Source organism: Amycolatopsis aidingensis, assembly GCF_018885265.1.
GTDB classification, from domain to species: domain Bacteria; phylum Actinomycetota; class Actinomycetes; order Mycobacteriales; family Pseudonocardiaceae; genus Amycolatopsis; species Amycolatopsis aidingensis.
The window spans coordinates 6,346,362-6,360,434 of the sequence record NZ_CP076538.1 but is presented as its reverse complement, the minus strand read 5'-3'; the positions used below and the strand labels follow the sequence as shown (position 1 = coordinate 6,360,434).

At 67.2% G+C, this 14,073-nt stretch carries 10 protein-coding genes and 1 pseudogene; 7 read left to right on the top strand and 4 right to left on the bottom strand.

Going from position 1 to position 14,073, the window contains the following annotated elements; genetic code table 11:
• Positions 1–42: 42 nt before the first annotated feature.
• Positions 43–783 carry a hypothetical protein gene (locus tag KOI47_RS28925; protein WP_216209768.1) on the top strand — a complete coding sequence of 247 codons (741 nt, stop codon included), beginning with the start codon at positions 43–45 and terminating at the stop codon, positions 781–783.
• A 161-nt stretch (positions 784–944) separates the two neighbouring features.
• On the opposite strand, the gene KOI47_RS28920 is transcribed toward KOI47_RS28925, so the two are convergent.
• The 4 genes and pseudogenes from KOI47_RS28920 to KOI47_RS28905 all read right to left on the bottom strand — a co-directional run bounded on the left by KOI47_RS28920 (position 945) and on the right by KOI47_RS28905 (position 3,607).
• Positions 945–1,142, bottom strand: a complete 198-nt coding sequence (locus KOI47_RS28920; protein ID WP_216209766.1) for a hypothetical protein — start codon at positions 1,140–1,142, stop codon at positions 945–947.
• Between the two features lie 217 nt (positions 1,143–1,359).
• The gene (locus tag KOI47_RS28915) at positions 1,360–1,626 is read right to left on the bottom strand and encodes a hypothetical protein (RefSeq protein WP_216209764.1); all 267 of its coding nucleotides are present in this window, start codon (positions 1,624–1,626) and stop codon (positions 1,360–1,362) included.
• Between the two features lie 709 nt (positions 1,627–2,335).
• Positions 2,336–2,659: a hypothetical protein gene (locus KOI47_RS28910; protein WP_216209763.1), complete on the bottom strand. Its 324-nt coding sequence runs from the start codon at positions 2,657–2,659 to the stop codon at positions 2,336–2,338.
• 70 nt (positions 2,660–2,729) lie between these two features.
• Positions 2,730–3,607: pseudogene (locus tag KOI47_RS28905) on the bottom strand (IS982 family transposase).
• Between the two features lie 137 nt (positions 3,608–3,744).
• Here KOI47_RS28905 and KOI47_RS28900 point away from each other — a divergent pair.
• From KOI47_RS28900 to KOI47_RS28875, 6 genes are all read left to right on the top strand, one after another.
• A complete protein-coding gene (locus tag KOI47_RS28900; RefSeq protein ID WP_216209761.1) occupies positions 3,745–4,383 on the top strand; it encodes a hypothetical protein in 639 nt (212 codons plus the stop codon).
• A 406-nt stretch (positions 4,384–4,789) separates the two neighbouring features.
• The gene (locus KOI47_RS28895) at positions 4,790–6,550 is read left to right on the top strand and encodes a hypothetical protein (RefSeq protein ID WP_232376329.1); all 1,761 of its coding nucleotides are present in this window, start codon (positions 4,790–4,792) and stop codon (positions 6,548–6,550) included.
• Positions 6,550–7,341 carry a hypothetical protein gene (locus KOI47_RS28890; RefSeq protein WP_216217629.1) on the top strand — a complete coding sequence of 264 codons (792 nt, stop codon included), beginning with the start codon at positions 6,550–6,552 and terminating at the stop codon, positions 7,339–7,341. Before KOI47_RS28895 ends, KOI47_RS28890 begins: the two co-directional genes overlap by 1 nt.
• Before the next feature lie 16 nt (positions 7,342–7,357).
• A complete protein-coding gene (locus KOI47_RS28885) occupies positions 7,358–11,821 on the top strand; it encodes a coiled-coil domain-containing protein (protein ID WP_216209758.1) in 4,464 nt (1,487 codons plus the stop codon).
• A gap of 73 nt (positions 11,822–11,894) precedes the next feature.
• Complete coding sequence (locus KOI47_RS28880; RefSeq protein ID WP_232376328.1) at positions 11,895–12,929, top strand: Wadjet anti-phage system protein JetD domain-containing protein; 1,035 nt, start codon at positions 11,895–11,897, stop codon at positions 12,927–12,929.
• 174 nt (positions 12,930–13,103) lie between these two features.
• The gene (locus KOI47_RS28875; RefSeq protein ID WP_216209755.1) at positions 13,104–13,691 is read left to right on the top strand and encodes a hypothetical protein; all 588 of its coding nucleotides are present in this window, start codon (positions 13,104–13,106) and stop codon (positions 13,689–13,691) included.
• Positions 13,692–14,073 lie beyond the last annotated feature (382 nt).

Sequence of the window (14,073 nt, the reverse complement as noted above, 5' to 3'; positions counted from 1 at the left end):
AAACGTTTTCCTGGTCCCGATTCGAGGAGAGGAGGGTGACCGGTGTCCGAGTCCACCGCAGCGACACGGATTCCCAAGTTGACCAGGGTGGCATTGACCGAACTCGGCAGGAAGCCTCGTGGCTGTCCGGACCAGGTCAAGCCGAGCTGGGCGCGGCTCCAGGCGACCTACAAGTCCGTGAGCGGCCTTTTCGACACTCTTCACGTGCTTCGGGAGAAGGCTGCCGAGACCAAGGACGCTCGGGGGCGTCTCTCCGAGGACCAACTTGACCAGGTCCGGGCCGCCATCGTGTTCACTTCCGCAGGGCTCGATGCCTGTCTGCGGCGATTGCTCCGGGACGCGCTGCCAGCCCTAATTGAGGGAGGCGGCAAGCCCCAGGGCAGGTTCAAGGGGCACATAATCGAGACACGACTCATCGGGAATCCGGCCAAGGAGACGAAGGCCGCGATCACCGATCCGGATCCACGGACCCGCTTGATCGAACTCTATGTTGAGGACCTCGCGGGCTCCAGTCTCCAAGGCTATACGGACCTCATCAGGGTCCGCGATGCTCTCGGCCTGACCGACGCAACGCTCGCGGACGAACACCTGGAAGCGTTGAAGGACTTCTTCGCTGCACGCAACGAGATCGCGCATGAACTGGACCTGCTCGATCCGACAGGCCGCGGTGACCGGGGCCGCCGCCACCGGGACATGGGCACTGTGGGGAACCAGTGCGACCGCGTAATCCACGTCATTGAGGACTTCCTCCGGGCAACGGCCAGCGCGTTGAAAGCCCTATAGACATCGCCTTCAAATGCTCACTGGCGCTGATGGTGGTTGACGGCGATCCGTTCCGTGGAAGGACAATGGCGTTTCAGAGCTTGGTGCCGTGGTGATTCGATCGTGTCGGCGTGTGTGCAAGATCACAATGCTCGGGGTGTACGTTGAAGCGTGCCGCCTGGTCACTGGTGCCGCCGCGATCGTGCTGAACCCGAGCGAAGGCGGAGCGCATCGAGCAAGCGAAGGGCATGACGTCGGCCGGCCTCATCGGCCCGAAACGACCACACAACAACGATGAACTGGGTGATGGCGCGCAACGCCACAATGGCGGAGCCGACGATGCCGGTGACGAGCCCCGTCTGCACGACCTCGCTGACCACAATCCACCTCCAGACACACTCCTGCTGCGGAGTGTTGACTGATGGTGATCGATCAGGTTATGGCTAGAGGTCTCCCCTGCGACTGGGCGGATCGTGGTTAGCCACATCTACCCGTCGCCTCGTGGCGACGTCTGCAAGTATCGCATCTAGGAGCAAGCTACTGACTCCGCCATTTGGGTTATTCGGCAGGCAGGTGGCCAGGGACGCCGCCATCGCGTCAGCCGCAGGAGCCGATGGTTGCCGTGCGTTGTGGCAGTCGGCTGACTCGGTTAGCGGTGGTGGAGGCCCGGAGGCGGGCGATCTCGTCGTGTTGACCGGCGAGTCGCGCGAGGACTTGGGTCCGGAAATCGGTGAGTTCGTTCATCGTGCTGGCTGACTCTGCGAGGCGGTGCTTCAGCGCGGTGATCTCGTTCTTGAGGCGGGTGATCTGGGCGTCGCGTGGGAGGTGGCCGACGATCGTGCGGGCGAGCGTGAGGGTAGTCATGGTGTGCTCCAGTGCTGTGTGTGGACGGTCGCGGTGAATCGAGCACCGGGGTGGCTCAGCCGACGTGAGTGGGTTGCTTGCCGTGCTGCTGTTCCTGTTCGCGGACCCAGCGCTGGACGCTGGTCGCGTCGACCTGGGAAAACCTCTGGCCGGTGATTCTCGCGGCGGCGGTCGGAGTTGCGCAGGATCTTGGCCACCCGGAACAGGTAGTCGGCGAAGTCGGTCACGTGCCCCTGCTCGGTGGTGGCCTTGTCCAGGCCCTTGGCGATCTTGTGCAGGGTGCGGACTCGTTTCCGCGCGGTCGAGGTTCACCAGGTAGGGCTGATAGCCGTGGGAGAAACCCCAGGCGTGTTCCTCGGAGGAGTCGAGAAAGGCGGTAATACGGAAGTCGGTCAGCGCTGCCTCCTCCGGCGAGCGGTACTCGCTGGCTGAGTACAGGTGGCCTTGTTCGTCGACGGAGACCACCGTGGCGACCAGGTGACGTGTGTTGCGACCGTGGTCGTTGTCGTCGAGGGTCAGCAGCAGGCTGTACGTGCGATCGGTCGGCATGGCCGGTGTCCTTCCTGATGTCGTCGAGGCTGGGAAAGAGGGGTGGTGACGGGCTTGTCCGTCTGGCCGGCCGACCGTCCGCAGGGAACGGTCGGCCGGCGGGGAGCGCGTCCGAATCGGTCGTTTCGGACGCGCGGGATGGTGATCCGCTGGTGTCGGCTCAGCGGGATTCGGTGATCCGGGACAGGGCGGCCATATCGACGACCGGGCCTGCCCAGTACCGGACCTGCGCGGGTTCACCCTGGCGTCCCCAGATGGAGAGCTGGGCGGCGGGTCTGCTCGGCCGGCGCCATACCGCACAGGTCCGGCTGCCGTTCGCCCGGTGCTTCCCGCGTGCGTCGCAGCGGTAGACCTCGGCCGGGGAACCCCAGCCGACCGTGCGCATGTGCTTGGCCACCTGCTCGAATGTGGCATCGAAGGCGATCGCGGACGTTGCCGGTCGCGCGGTGTCCGGCGTGGCCCCGTGTGGCGGGGAGGTGATCACAGCGCGGACCTCGCGCGCCTCGAATCGACGTAGGGCCGGCCCATAGGCAGTTGATGCCGTGAAGTTGGTGTTAGTGGTCGTAGGCGATGAGTGATCGTTTACTGGTCGGGCCGGTGGTCCAGTTGTGCCAGATGGCGGCAGTCATGGCCAGCAGGCGCTGGGCGACGCGGGTGAATACTCCGGCTGGGGTGCGTCCGCCGTGGGTTTCGAGGTCGAGTTGGCCTTTGAGGGTCTGGTTGACCGATTCGATCCGCTGACGCACGCCACCGAGGTTGCCGTTGCGGTAGGTCTCGTTCTTGCGGTCCGGGCGTAGTAGCTCCAGTCCCGCCGACTCGGTCAGCTTCTTGAACTTGTTACCGGCGAAACCCTTGTCCGCCACCACGAGTTGACCGTCACGGACAAGGTGGTGGTTGCGCTCCAGCAGCGCGGCCAGCACCTCGCGTTCACCGATCTGGCACCACATGATCGGGATGCCATCACCAGCGCAGACAAGGTAGAGCTTCAGCCCCCAGTATCGCCGGGAGTGTGACGCGCAGTAACCATAGCTGGCGTGTCCGGCCAGGTCCGAACGTTTCACCGTTCCCGCGACATCCCACACGGCACCGGTGTGGCATCGGTGATCCACGCATCGTCGAACCACGACGGACAGCACATAGCCAGTGTGATGATGGCCTTGCACAGTAAGGGTTGCGCGGTCTTGAGCCGCTTGTGGTAGCCGGACTGGCTCAGCATGGCGGGAAACATCGTCCGCCAGTCAGGTCGGCGTGAATGTGTCGGATCCAGCGTCGCTCGCTGTCGTAGCGCTGCAGCACCTGTGCCACCGCCAGGGTGATCAGCTCACTGTCGGTCAGGTCAGGTCGCCGTCCACGGCCAGCCGGGGCCGACACCACATGATCGTCAATCAGCACGTAGAGTGCTGTCCAGGAGGGTGTTCATTTCTTTCGTCACAGTTTGATCTTGGACACTCTCCTTCCACGCTCGCACAGCAGCCCTCCTTCACGTGATCTTCACGCCATCAACCGTCTAGACTGATCGGCTCAACACCAGGCAGTCAGGAAGGTCAGATGTCCCGGGTGCCGGACGGGGTGAGCGACGAGAACCAGTTGAACGTGGTAGCCCGCGAGGTTCTGCTCGATGCGCTCGAGGCCCTCGAATCGCAGGCGAGCGCGGTCACGGTCGTGGGGGCCCAGACGATATATCTGCGTAGTGACGAGGTCCGCTTGGCCGCCCCGTCCTTCACCAGTGACGCCGACCTCAGCCTCGACCCTGCCCTCCTCGCGGACGTGTCGTTGGTCGAAACCGTCCTGACCGAAGCGGGCTTCGCGCGCGAAGGTCAGCCCGGGCAGTGGTACACGCGGCGCGACGTGGGCGGGGTCGACGCCCCCATAGCCGTGGATCTGCTTGTGCCGGAGGCCGTGGCCGGGCGCCGGGGACGCAGTGCGAGCATTCCGCCGCACGCCAAGCACGCGGCTCGTCAGGTCGACGGGCTCGAAGCCGCCCTGGTTGACGCCGACAGCATGCCGGTTGCGAGCCTGCTGCCTACTGATGAGGCGCCGCGACAGGTTGTCTCGGCGCGGGTTGCTGGGCCCGCGGCCCTGTTCGTCGCCACGGCGTTCAAGATCAATCAGCGTAGTGATGCCAGGTCGGGCCTATCAGGCGAACTGCGGTGCATTGCACTGTATCGGGCTCCCGTTCGTTGTGCGGACTCTGCTCCAATGCGGTGAAATCACTCGCGCCAGGGTCACGATGAGCTGCGGTGGTTGAGATAGCGTTCGGCTCTTGCGGTGATTCTTTCGGCAAGTGCCGCAAATCGGCCGATGCCACGGGGTGAGTGTGATTGCCTCAGGGGTGGAGTTTCGTCCAGTTTGGGGAGCGAATGGGTGGATCTGCCAGTGAATGTGGACTGGGCTACTGGACGTACATTCCCGCCCCGCGCTCCGATGGTGGTCTGAGCGGTCCTCTTGTTGGATCTCGGGGAATCGACGGTGCGCAGCCACCTCGCTTGTGCCCACGCCCAGATGCGCCAGCTGCTCGCGGAACCGGGCGAACTACGATGAACATCGACGAGCTGTTCTGCGGCGAACGCGAACCCCATCCCCACCGGGGGACGACATCGCCGTGCGCCGGTAGATGGACCTGGTGTCGGGCGAAGACGGGCGGCGCTCGGCTAACGCCGGGGCGCACGAGTCGGCATGGACGGAGATGGAGCGGTCCGATGCGGCCGAACAGGAGTTGGCCGACGGGCCCCGCGCCGAACGTCGCGGGGACTTCGCCGAAGCCGCGGCCAATTTGGCCGTCGCAGCGGAGGAAGGGGTCGCATTGAACCTGCCCACTCCTGCCCCGGCGGGCAGCCGTCCGTTGCCGCGACCGCAACCGGCCGCGCCGGACGAGCCTGCACGAGCCGCTGGACGTGGCCTCGGTTCCGCGGCCAGCGCGGATCTGGGGCTGACCCGCCGGCTCAAGGCGCTTGCCTGCACGGCTCCGCTGCACGAGCTGGACTATCACAAGGCCAAGCTCGACTGGGTCGACGCCACCGAGTACCACATGGCTGAGATCGCGATCCACACCATTGACCAGGTCACGATCGCGATGGATTTCGACACTGGCGCGGCGCACGAAGCCGTTCAAGAACGGGTCATGCCGTTCGTAGCTGCTCAGTCACCAGATCGCACTCCCGATGAGCACCGGCGAGTGGCGCGGTGGGTGCTGGAAAAGCTGATCAACGTCGGCACCGTCGACCGGGTGTTCCGGCACGACTACGGGGAAATCGACGTTGACGGCCGTTACCAGCGGCGTGTATTCGACTTCAAGCTGATATGCGAGGTGCCGGGCGCGGCGGGCGAGATCTACTTGCGGGCCACCGACGAGGCGATCAATGTGCTGGTCGGGGCGCTCGACACCGACGTCCGGTCGGCCCAGGTGGCCGCCGAGGTGAAGCTCGAGAACCTGATCAACCGTGGGCAGCTCGCCGACGCGCGGGTGGCCGCCGAGCAGGCGCGATACCGCACAGTTCAGTACGGCGAGTTGCTGCGCCAGAAGCTCGAAGCCACTCGGCGCGACGTGCGCGTGGTGGACTGGGACACCGAGTTGCCGGAGATGCTCGACGCGGCGCTCGAGCACATCGAGCAGCGGTTCAAGGTCGAGCACGCGATCCTGCGCCACATCACCGACGCGCGCGACGAGTCCGACGATCCGGGCCACAAGCGCCGGGCTGCCGAGCTGGTCGAGATCGTCGCGGACTGCATCCGCAGGCACACCCAGCTCCAGAGCCGGCTCCAGTCTGCCCGGACGATGTTCCGCGCGGAGCAGGACCGTCAGCAGTTCGCCGGGCCGCCGCAGCGAGCCTCGCTGGACCTGCACGGACAGCTACTCGAACCCGTCCTGGGCCTGTTCATCACTGAAGCGGTCAATCCGCTGGAACAGTTCTTCAGCGCCGCTTCCGGCGTGGACAGCCCGGATGCGCTCTCACTTGCTTCCCTCGTGTCCACGCTCCTGCGGCCGGTGGCCGACCGTGACCGCACAGCAGGGCCGGTGGTCGAACCTGTGCTCGACGAAGCCCCGGACGACCTGAGATTCACTGACGAGCACCGGGAGCTGACCGACATGCTGCTCGCCTTACCTGGGCAGGTCCGCACGCTCAGCTCAATTCTGCGCGAAGCCGCGGAGTTCGACGACGACCTCCCGGCGCTCGTCGCCCTGCGTGCTGTCCATGGTTACAGCCCCGCACTCGGTGCTGCGGTCCGGCACGGACACGGCAGGATGCTGATCGCGGTGCCCGCGGACCGGCCGATCGAGCCGTCGGACGCCGGTGTGACCGGCGACGATCTCCTGCTCACCACGGCCGACGTCGTGGTGCCCGCCGATGACCCCGACGACGCGGAGGCCTCGTGATGCTCCCCGGACCGATCGACAACGAGCAGCCGGCCCGTCTGATTGCACTGGGCCTGCGCCGCAAGCACGTGCCCGGCCGCGACGTGGCGTACTGCGAACTCGTCCGCCGCTATCGGCAGGACGACGTGTTCGCCGCCGCCGTCGACTCCACCGCGGCGGGGTTGGGCCTGGTCGTGCTCGGCGTGACGGAGGTCAGCGGCATCGTGCTGGCGGCCCAGCCCGGGTCGGTCTTCGAGATCAAGATGGACGACTACGCCCGGCAGGCGAAGCTCCGGGAACGGCGGGACACCGAGAAGGTCCTGCACGGAATTACCCACCTCGCCGTCGCGGCGCTGTGCTTCCCCCGTGCGGACGACCTGGCCAACGACCAGTACGTCGGCCGCGTCAAGGTCGAGGACGTCGACCTCGTCGTGCGGGAGACCTGCCGGGTGCTGGACGAACGGGCGAGCCGGGACGCCGCCAACAACGACCCGTCCTCCGATGAGCCTGAGCTGGAACGCGCCTGGCGCGCCTACCTGAGACGGCCTGAAGTGGCGACCACGAAGGACAGCAGGCTCAACAGCGACACAACGCGCGGCATGGTCAGCCGAGCCCTCAGGTGGCTCGCCGACTGCGGGCTGCTGCAAGCAGTCGGCGAAGAGGCCGACGAGGTCTTCCGGGCCACCAGCCGCTACCAGATCCATGTCCGCGAACTCGCTTCGCAGGCCGCCTTCCGCGAGTTACTTGCCCTCGGTGTCGTCCCGCCGCTGGCGGCAGGCGGGCTCGCCGTGCCGAACTCCGAGACGAACTGAACCCGGGGAACGTCCGATGTATGAGTTGTCCAAGGTCAGGCTGTATTCCGTCGGCCCCGCTGGCGCCCGGTACGAGAACGTGCTCCTCGACCTGTCCGGCGTCGGGGCCGCGGTCCGTGACCAGCAGCTGGTACTCGGCGGTCAAGAGATCCGGCGCCCGTCTCCGGCCTCGATCCTCTTCCTGGAGAACGGCGGCGGGAAGTCGGTGCTGATGAAGCTGATCTTCTCGGTGGTGCTTCCGGGCCGCCGTGAAGTGGTCGGCACGTCCAACACGAAGGTGCTGGAGAAGTTCGTCGGCCGGGACGACGTCGCCCACGTCGTCCTGGAGTGGACGCACACCCGGACTGGCCGCCTGCTGATCACCGGCAAGGTATCGCAGTGGCGCGACCGCAGTCCCCAGCAGGGCGAGGAGAAGCTGGCCGATCTTTGGTATAGCCTGCGCCCGGGGACCACCGTGGACGTGGCTTCCCTGCCGTTCGCCGAGGATGGCCAGAACCTCACCGCCGCCGACTTCCGCGCCCGGCTGGACGACCTCTACCGCACGGACCCTGCCCTCGAGCTGCAGTGGGCCGGCAAGCATCGCGACTGGTCCGCCCAGCTGGACGAGCTGGGCCTGGATCCCGAGCTGTTCCGCTACCAGCGAGTCATGAATACAGGCGAAGGCGAAGCGGCCGACGCCTTCACATTCACCACCGACGAGAACTTCGTCGACTTCCTGCTCAAGGCGGCCCTCCCGGCCGGTGATTCGGACGATCTCGCGGACTCCATCGCCGGGCACGCCGAGAAACTAGCGGCCCGCCAAGGCCTCGAACTGGAGCACACGTTCGTCGAAGAGCTGCTCGAGCTGCTCGCCCAGCTCGCCGAACAACGGACCGTCGCCGAAGAAGCCCGCAAAGCCGCCGACACGGCCGCCGGTAACCTTCGCGGCTTCGTCTCCCGGCTCGGCGCACGAGTCGACCACGAAAATGCCTTGCTCGAAACACGCGTTCAGCACATTGGCGAGCTAACCGGCGCGGTTTCGCAGGCTTCGGCCCATCTCGACCAAGCGCAAAAGATCGGTGCCGCGCTGGCTCATCGCACCGCGAACCTGTGGCTCTCCGCAGCTCTCTCAACCGAAAAAGCCGCCCAAAGCGCTGAAGAAGAAGCGCAGCAGATCCTGCAGGGCTGGGCCGCGACACGCAAGCTGCAGGACCACGAAGTAGCCGCGGAATCGGCGGCCACACTGCGAAATCTTGTGAGCGAGCGGCAAGACGCCGCACGTGTCGCCCTGAACAAGCGTGACGCGAAGTCCCGCGACCTGGCCCGTTCTCTATTGTCCACTGTGGACGGAGCGACGGCAGAGGCCGAGGAACTCGACGTCGCCGTCGGGAAACTGGAGAATTCGGTCAAGGCCACGACCTCGGAGTGGAAGTCCGCCGTCGACGGCGCAGCCCAGGCCACTGCGCTCGCCACTCAACTCGACGGCCGCGCCGCCGCTGTCGACGGCGAAGTTGAAGCTGCCGTCCGAGACGGACTGATCTCGTCGGTCGCCGCGCTCGCCGACGACGCCCAGGCGCTGGCCGGCCGGGTCCGCTCCGATGCGAACGCCATCAAGGAGGGCGAGGGCAGGCTGGCCGAGCTGGACGCGCAGGTCGACGAGGCCCGAGGCGATCTCCTCGAATCCCAGAAGGACCTCATCGCGGCAAAGGGACAGGTGGAGGAGGCGCGGTCCGCGATGCGGCGGGCCGAAGCCGCCGCGGCGGCGCTCAGCCGGGAACCACGGCTGGGCGAGCTCCTCGACACCGGCGACGTGATACTGGAATACGACACCGAGACACTCCTCGACCAGCTGGCCAAGGCCCAGGCCGACGTCGACCGCCGACGGACCGGGCTGCGAGTCGCCGACGCGGCCGACGAACCCGCGCGTGTCGTCTGGGACGACGACCCCGAAGCCTTGCTGCCGCCCCATCACGAAGTCGACCGGGCTCGGCAACTGCTGGAGGATGCGGGCATCACCAGCGTGGCTGGCTGGACCTACCTGGCGGAGCGCTCCGACGAGTCGATTCGCGCTGAACTGGTGCGCCGCCTGCCGCACCTGGCAGGGGGTGTCCTGATCAACAAACCCGAGCTGCTCGAGCGCGCCCAGGAGGTGCTCGCGGAAAACGGCTACCACCCGACCGGCACCGTGGTCGTCGCCACCACACAGTCGTTCGACGTGGTGGTCGAGGCGAAGTTCGACCTCTCCTTCCGCTCGGACACTGGGTTCGTCGCAGCGCCCAACCCAGCGCTTTTCGACCACGAAGCGGCCGACGCCGAGCGGCTGCGGATCGCCGGGAAACACGCCGAACGGAGAAGTCGGCTCGCTGAGCTGGACACGGCATACGGCGCCGACCGGGCCCTCTCGGCGCGGCTAATCGCTTGGCGTGCCGAGTACCCGCCCGGCACCATGGGCGAGCTCGCCGATGCGGTCGCTTCGGCCGAAGCCTTGCTCGAACAGGCCGGCCAGACCGCTACCCGCGACGAGGAGGCGCTCAAGCTCGTCATCAAGACCCGCAACGAGCTGAAAGAACAGCTCGGCGGCATGCACCGGGCACTCGAGAAACTCACCGAGCAGTCGCGCAGGCTCACCGAGCTGCTCGGCAGGAGCCGTGAGGCGGCCAGCTGGCGACTGGACGCCGGACGCGCTCGCGAAACGGCCGACACCTACGAAGCACGGGCGGCAACGCTCGAGCAGATCCTTGAGAAGCTGCGCGAAGACATCCAAGCGAACCGCCTTCTGGCCGCAGACCGGCGTGCAGTCGCGGTCCGGGCACAAAGTGAGATCGGCGAACTGCCCGGCGGCAGCACGGCTGACCGCGCCGACCCGGTTCCCGAGCACCCCGTCGCCGTGCTGCGCGCGATCCTGGCCGACGCACAGCGCGCCTACGGCAAGGCCGAAGTCGGCGACGACCAGCTCAAAGACCTACAGCACGCGGAGACCAAGGCGAACGATACACGCCAGGCGTGGGAAGCCGAGCCTGCCGACATTCGCGAGATCGCCCGGCGGCTGCTCGCATCCATCGACGGGCCCGACGCCGCGTCACGCGCCGCCGCGATCGCGGCAGCCGGCGCCAGACTGGAAACGGCGAAGAAAACCTATCAGGACGCGATCAGCGAGACGGCGAACTGCCGCGCACGTCTGGAGCAGCTCCCGAAACCGACGGTCACCCTGGACCAGGTGCGCCAGCCGCGGGACGCGCAGCACGGCGATCAGCTGGTGGCCGAAGCCGGCCGCGCGGTGAGCGACGCCGAGGAAACCCATCGGCAGTGTGCCGCCAAGCTGGAAGCGGCCAAGGGCGAGTTGACCAAGGCCGAGGCGACCGCCGAGGCGTTCAGGCATCTCATTGAGATGCACCACGCGGCCTCGGACGACGAACCCGGCGTCGACACCACGGACGTCGAGCCGTTCACCGGTGACAAGGAAGCCGCGCATAACCGGTACAACGAGCTGCGCCGAACTGCGGCGCAGGCGTTGAAGGACTCGCAGGCCGCGCAGCGAGAGCTGCTCAGGCGGGCCGAACGCGTCACGACGTGCGCCATGGACAGCCGGTTCGAGGCCCTCGCGATCCCGGCCCGGACGCAGATCCAGGGGGTCGCCGTCTCCGCACTGGCCGAGCACGCGGCCGACTGGGCCCGGCAGCTGCGGCCGCGGCTGCGATCGCTGGCCGACGACCTGGCCCAGATCGGCCGGCACCGGGCAGCCATCCTCGAGCGGTTGAGCGCGATTGTCGACGGCGCTCTGCGCCGGCTGCGAACGGCACAGCGGCTGTCCAGGCTTCCGGACGGGCTCGGCGACTGGACCGGTTCGGAGTTCCTGCGCATCGGCTGTTCACCCGTCGACGGGGACCTGCTCGCGCACCAGCTGGGCCTGGTCCTCGACGGAGCGGTGGAGCACCACGCGAAGTCCAATAAGTGCGACGGTCTCGCAGTGGTGTTGCGCGCCGTCCGGGCCGCGGTGCCCAAGGGGTTCACGGTAACGATGCTCAAGCCGGATGCCGTGCTGCGCACCGAACGCGTCCGGATCTCCGAGGTGCGCGACGTGTTCTCCGGCGGCCAGCACCTCACCGCCGCGATCATCCTCTACTGCACCCTGGCCGCGCTGCGCGCCAACGATCAGGGGAAGGTCCGCCGCCACCACTCCCACTCGGGCGTCCTCTTCTTGGACAACCCCATCGGCCGCGCCTCGGCCGGTTACCTGCTGGACCTCCAGCGAGGCGTAGCCACCGCGCTCGGTGTCCAGCTCGTCTACACCACCGGTCTTTTCGAAGAGGAAGCGCTGGCAGGCTTCCCGCTGATCATCCGGCTGCGCAACGACGCGGACCTGCGGGCCGGACGCAAGTACCTGTCCGTGCACGAGCGCATCGTCCCGCACCTAGACTCGCTCCCGCAGCCGACCGACACCGGTGCGCTCACCGCGACCAGGATCACCCTCCCGAAACGGCGCCATGACGAAGCGAACTGAACGCCTTGCCAATGCCCTCTACCAGGAGCTGCTCGACTGGGCCGGGACCTGGCGCGGCACCACGCACAAGGTGGTGCAGATCGACGAGGTGCGTCGGTGCTTCGGCGCTGTCTTCGAGCACCGCGAGGGTGACGGCGGGATCGCGGCCACGCTGCAGGCGACGTTGTCGATCCTCTCCGACCGCGGGCAGATCGTGCTGGGGAGGGCCACCGACTTCGAAAGGGTGGAACTGCCGCAGAAGATCAAAATTGTGCCGACGGTCGTGATGGCTCCGAAGGCCGTGCCCCCGATGCCTCGGTGGCACCGGTCGCTGTACGACCTGGAGGATGCCTGGCCGGCTGCCACGGACCATCAGCGCGTCCGGTACGTGGCGATCAACCGGTGGCTGATGGGTAACCCAGACACCACCGAGGTACCGCTGCGGGAACGCTCGCTGGAGATCTTCGGGAGGTATGGCAGCGAGCAGGACTACGACTCACCCGAGAAGGTTCTTGACGAAATTCGCAGCGGGCCATTGTTCGGTGATCGAGAACGTCTCCTACGCCTGCTGTGCGCTGTGGCGACCCCGCCACCGCTGCTGAGCAAACAGCCGCTCGAAGAGGCGGTACCCAACCAGCTCACCCGGGTCGGCGACGGCGACCTGCTGCTCGTCGTCGAGAACAGCGCCACCTGGTGGTCGATCGTGAAGACCTTGCCCGCGCGGCACAACGTCGGGCACATCGCCTGGGGTCTGGGTGCGAGCTTCATGTCGTCGATCCGGTCGATCACCGACAACCACGAGATCCGCCGGATCCGTTACTTCGGGGACGTCGACCTGTCCGGCCTGCGTATTCCAGATTCCGCCCGGCGCACCGCGCGCGCGGGCGGCTTGCCGCCGGTCAACCCCGCAGTGAATCTCTACGCGGAGTTGTTCGCGATCGGCCGGAGCTGGCGAGCCGCCGACAGGGCCGTGAACGCGGGCCGTGCACGCCAGCTGGCCGGGTGGCTTCCCGTCCAACACCATGATGCCGCCGTCCGGCTGCTCGCCGGACGACGCCGCATCCCCCAGGAGTGGGTCGGCTACCGGCACCTCGCCCGCACCACGAACTGGCACGCCGACCTGATCTGATCCGAAGTCGCCGACGAGTAGCGGGACGCCGTGCCCTGGTCCTCGCCGCCTCCTCGGTGACTGTCCTTTTAACGTGACTAGTAGACATCTAAATAGGACAACCTGCAAGAGGGTTGCTTCTGTCGTTACCGGGCTGTGACCTGATCTTGTGAGAGTGCTGGTCAAGCGGAATGCGTGCCAGCAACGCACGGCTGCATAGGGAAGCGAGCGAAGCGAGCGACCGGCACGGCGGAGGCCCCAGCGGACGCGACCGGCACGGCGGAGGCCCCAGCGGACGCGACCGGCACGGCGGAGGCCCCAGCGGACGCGACCGGCACGGCGGAGGCCCCAGCGGACGCGACCGGCACGGCGGAGGCCCCAGCGGACGCGACCGGCACGGCGGAGGCCCCAGCGGACGCGACCGGCACGGCGGAGGCCCCAGCGGACGCGACCGGCACGGCGGAGGCCCCAGCGGACGCGACCGGCACGGCGGAGGCCCCAGCGGACGCGACCGGCACGGCGGAGGCCCCAGCGGACGCGACCGGCACGGCGGAGGCCCCAGCGGACGCGACCGGCACGGCGGAGGCCCCAGCGGACGCGACCGGCACGGCGGAGGCCCCAGCGGACGCGACCGGCACGGCGGAGGCCCCAGCGGACGCGACCGGCACGGCGGAGGCCCCAGCGGACGCGACCGGCACGGCGGAGGCCCCAGCGGACGCGACCGGCACGGCGGAGGCCCCAGCGGACGCGACCGGCACGGCGGAGGCCCGACAGCTCGTTTGATGGCGCTTCTGAGTTTGGGATGGCGAAACTAGAATTGCGGAATGTTCGACACGAAAATGTCACGCCATGCAATTCAAGCCGGGCTGTTTTAGGGTAATGATATAAATGTCGATCGCATATTGAAAATGGGCGATTGGCAAGCATTGGCGACAATTGAGGTCAGATTTTATGCACATTGCCGAATTTGGGCGGAGTTGTCGTGCGGCCGTGCAGGAGGGTGGCTCTGGGATGGTCACGAGTGGGGGCGCGCGGAGAAGCTCGGCGAGCGAGCTCGATCGGCGGGAAGTGGGCCGCGAAGGGTGATGACCGCCGTAGTCAAGGCGACCACGGAGTCAGGAAGAACGGCAGGTGACCCCCACCCATATCGACTGTTCACGTGCCT

Bases quoted from the DNA above. Each gene is read 5' to 3' on its own strand.
- KOI47_RS28915 (WP_216209764.1), bottom strand. From the start codon at position 1,626: ATGACTACCCTCACGCTCGCCCGCACGATCGTCGGCCACCTCCCACGC.
- KOI47_RS28895 (WP_232376329.1), top strand. From the start codon at position 4,790: ATGGACCTGGTGTCGGGCGAAGACGGGCGGCGCTCGGCTAACGCCGGG.
- KOI47_RS28890 (WP_216217629.1), top strand. From the start codon at position 6,550: ATGCTCCCCGGACCGATCGACAACGAGCAGCCGGCCCGTCTGATTGCA.
- KOI47_RS28885 (WP_216209758.1), top strand. From the start codon at position 7,358: ATGTATGAGTTGTCCAAGGTCAGGCTGTATTCCGTCGGCCCCGCTGGC.